The organism is Photorhabdus bodei (assembly GCF_003287735.1).
GTDB lineage: Bacteria > Pseudomonadota > Gammaproteobacteria > Enterobacterales > Enterobacteriaceae > Photorhabdus > Photorhabdus kayaii.
On the sequence record NZ_NSCM01000097.1, the window covers coordinates 1 to 3525 of the forward strand.

Annotated in this window: 2 protein-coding genes; both read right to left on the reverse strand. The window is 42.7% G+C overall.

Annotation, left to right across the window (positions count from 1 at the left end; genetic code table 11):
- Window positions 1-85: 85 nt before the first annotated feature.
- Entirely contained in the window at window positions 86-997 is a 912-nt protein-coding gene (locus CKY02_RS22580; RefSeq protein WP_112896963.1) for a DUF4123 domain-containing protein, read from the reverse strand.
- Window positions 997-2964 (reverse strand): type VI secretion system Vgr family protein, encoded by a 1968-nt coding sequence (locus tag CKY02_RS22585; RefSeq protein ID WP_112896964.1) that lies wholly within the window; start codon window positions 2962-2964, stop codon window positions 997-999. The genes CKY02_RS22580 and CKY02_RS22585 overlap by 1 nt, the downstream gene beginning before the upstream one ends.
- Between the last annotated feature and the right edge of the window lie 561 nt (window positions 2965-3525).

Genomic DNA, 3525 nt, shown 5'->3' on the forward strand with positions numbered 1-3525 from the left:
GATAAAGCATCTTTAAAGAAGTTATGACATACTTCACGTACAGGCATAGCAGTGACCTTATTGACTTGGTGGAACAATCAGTAGATCACACAACGCTATGCCTGTCTATTTTCTGGGGATTCCTCAGCGGCCACTGGGGGTCTCTGAGTGCGGTTAACCATGCCTGCGGGATTTGCTCAAACTGATTGATATGTCTCGCCATCAGCAAATAGAGAAACCCGCCAATGGCACGTTCATCCGTGATTTCATTATCCTGACAAAAATAAAAACAATCCTCCGCTAAGGTTTTATGTTGAATAAATGTCGCCTCATCCATATAGGCGGGAGAATAATGTGTATCAGGAAGCGGGTTTTTCAATATCCGGTCTGAATGTGCCGACAGGGAGTCGTATGGCAGATCTATGGTACCGGCGCCATTATAGTAATTGACTTCATTAATAAATCGCGTCAGTTTATTAATGTATCGTTGTTCGAATAGCTCATTTAACTGAGCATATTGCTTTGTTGTGATCCGCAACATCTTTTGTCTGGAGCATGCCTCTGCGGGAAATTGTTTTCTGGCCGCGTGAAAATTATCTTCATGCTTAACGCCCATCAGAGAAGTGCTAATTTTATTTATCGGCCCCAGAAAACAGTGAATTTCCCAGTCACTGAGGACACTGAGAAACTCCCAGATATTGCGCGGATCATAAAATCGGAAAAATACCGGTTTATCTTGATCGGGTAATAATACTTGAAGATATTTGCGTAAATGCTGACGCAATGTTTTCATATCCGCTTTTGAGTGAAGACAAATCCCCCAACATGTTTGCCATTCCTCTAAATACAGTCCAACTTTTTCTGTCACCTCCACCAGGTAAGGTGCCGCCTTAAGCAGCTCAGGCGGTAAAGATTCGTCATAAAGACAAACCGCAGGGGGATTAAAATTTTCCAAGATAAAAAACAATCGGTATTCAATCGCACCGTCAATGACGACATAATATTTTTCAGCGGCCATCAGTCGTTATCCTCCTTCGGACAGTGTGCAACAAACAAGGAGCCGGCACTGGCGGCAGCTTGCAAAATGACCGGATTCGCCGGGCGCAATAAATCCCCGGGACTCCCCCCAGAGTTCAGATTAATCGATGGACCTTTGATATCGACACCATCAGCATGAATAACGATAAAGCTATTACCTACTTTCAGACTGATTTTGTTGCCACTTTGCACCGTAATATCACCATTGGTATCAATACTGAGCATACCCTGAATTTTCTGTGCCACATTGCCGCCGGCCTGCAAAGTTTTGTCACCCTCAACCTGAACAACATAGTTCCCGATGGTTTTATGTTCCTGCTGCCCATCAACCGTTATTTTACGGTTATTGGCAATCACCAGTTCATCATCATGGCCAATGCTGGTTGTACGGTTGTAATTAATTCGTTCATCTCGGGAATTCAGCACCTTAATCGCCAGATTCTTCTGAGCATGAATAAATACCTCTTCTCGATCTTTTTCATCTTCAAATCTCAGTTCATTAAAACCCTCCCCTCTATGGGTTTTTGAGCGAATTGACATCTGGGTTTTTGCTATCGGCAGACGGTTAGGCACAATGTTAGTGGCATGATAGGTACGCCCAATAATAATTGGCTGATCTGGATCGCCATGCAGAAAATCCACCAGCACTTCCTGCCCCACTCGGGGGATAGCAATCATGCCCCAGTGATTACCAGCCCAAGCCTGACTGACTCTGATCCAACAAGAACTGTGGTCATTGAATTTGCCATATTGATCCCAGGCAAACTGTACCCGCACGCGCCCGTATTCATCACAAAAGATCTCTTCCCCCTCCGGGCCAACCACTGTCGCAACTTGCAGGCCGTCAATGCGCGGTTTGGGATAAGGCAAGGGGCGCCATACCCGGTTGCGATCGCCAAAGGTGAAGCTGTTCGTTAAGGTCGTCCCCATTTCACCGAAACGGGATTCATCCGCCTGCGGCTGTCTACCGTAATGGCTGATTTTAATCACCAGCCACAGGGTATTAAATTGCTCTTTCGGATGATCAGTAAGCGCAAACCCTGATGCCGGCGCCAGAGCAAAACAGTCACTTTGTGCGCGGCCAAACATAGCGTCAGTGCGGAGTGCTTCCAGACGATATTGACTCAGGCGCTCGCCACGCTCATCTTTAAAGCGCCCGGGAAAATCATAGTAAGTGTAACTGGGCAAATCTGAACGCTGGTGATTAATTTGGCGTTCGTGATAGTAACAGTCAGCCCCCCACCGCGGATTTTTAAAAGTACGATCCTTCAACACAATGTTGGCAATCCCGACCTGTTCACGCCAACTGAATCGATTGATGCTGCATTGGCTTCCTGTAGCATCCAATTCTGGGTGATAAGGCAATGAAAATTTGTTATTTATCCGATGAGAATCAATGAAAATAATTATCGGTTCACCTCGCTCCTCAGTGAAATCGAAATAATAAAACATCCCTTCATCAGCCAATAAACGATGGAGAAACGCCAGGTCACTCTCATCATATTGCACACAAAACTCCCGTTCAGGATGCTCATATCGCAATTTATAATAGAATTCTCTGATACCATTTTCTTTCAATAATATGTCAATAATCTCAGTCACAGATTGATGCTGAAAAATACGGGAATTAACCCGTAATCCCGCACGCCATAAAGCAGGTTGAATGGTCAAGGCATAATAACTGCGATGACGGCCTGTCCTGCTTTGTTCAAACTGAGTCACAATTCCAGTTATACTGCGTTCTGGTTTTCCATCGCGATAAACGGTCAGTGTCGCAACATTATCCAGAACATCAGCGAAATTAATATCCGGATCAGCACTGGTTAATGTCGCCTTCAGACAAAATAACTCTGACAGCGCTTCATCTAGAGTAAACTCCACCACAGCAAAAGTTTTCTCCGGAAGAGAGCCGACAGTAAGTGTAAAAATCAATCCTGAATCTGCCATTACATTCCTCCTGATCCCGTGAGGTTGAGGCTCTGGGAATTAAATAGATCATGTAAAACAACCATAATTTCACCCTCTTTTACTTAAATGATTACCGAACATATTCACCGGCAGATTCATTAACCAAACTTTTCCCTGTTCAACATATGAACGGGAGGGTAGGCGATGGAAGAAATAATCAACTTATTTTTTTGAAAAAACGATATTTTATTCTAATAAAAAGAAGGGGGTTTGGTATGAAATTTCAATATATTGAATGGGTTACGTTAAAATGAATTATAATGATTTTATTAACCAAAATCACTGGCCTGAATCAGTAATAAAAATAAAAGAGAAGACAAAATTAGCGTAATATTTCAAACAACAATATATTTTTTTATTTATTAGATTGGAATTCAAATACGATAAATTCATTTATCTTATTCCTTTTACATCCGTCATTCCGCACCGTATTTCTGATTTAAAAATAGTGTGATCTTACACAGGTTTTTTGTATTGATGATATCAGTGGGGTTGACGGTAATCGCCAATTTTGATCTATTACTTTTATTTACCGGAAAG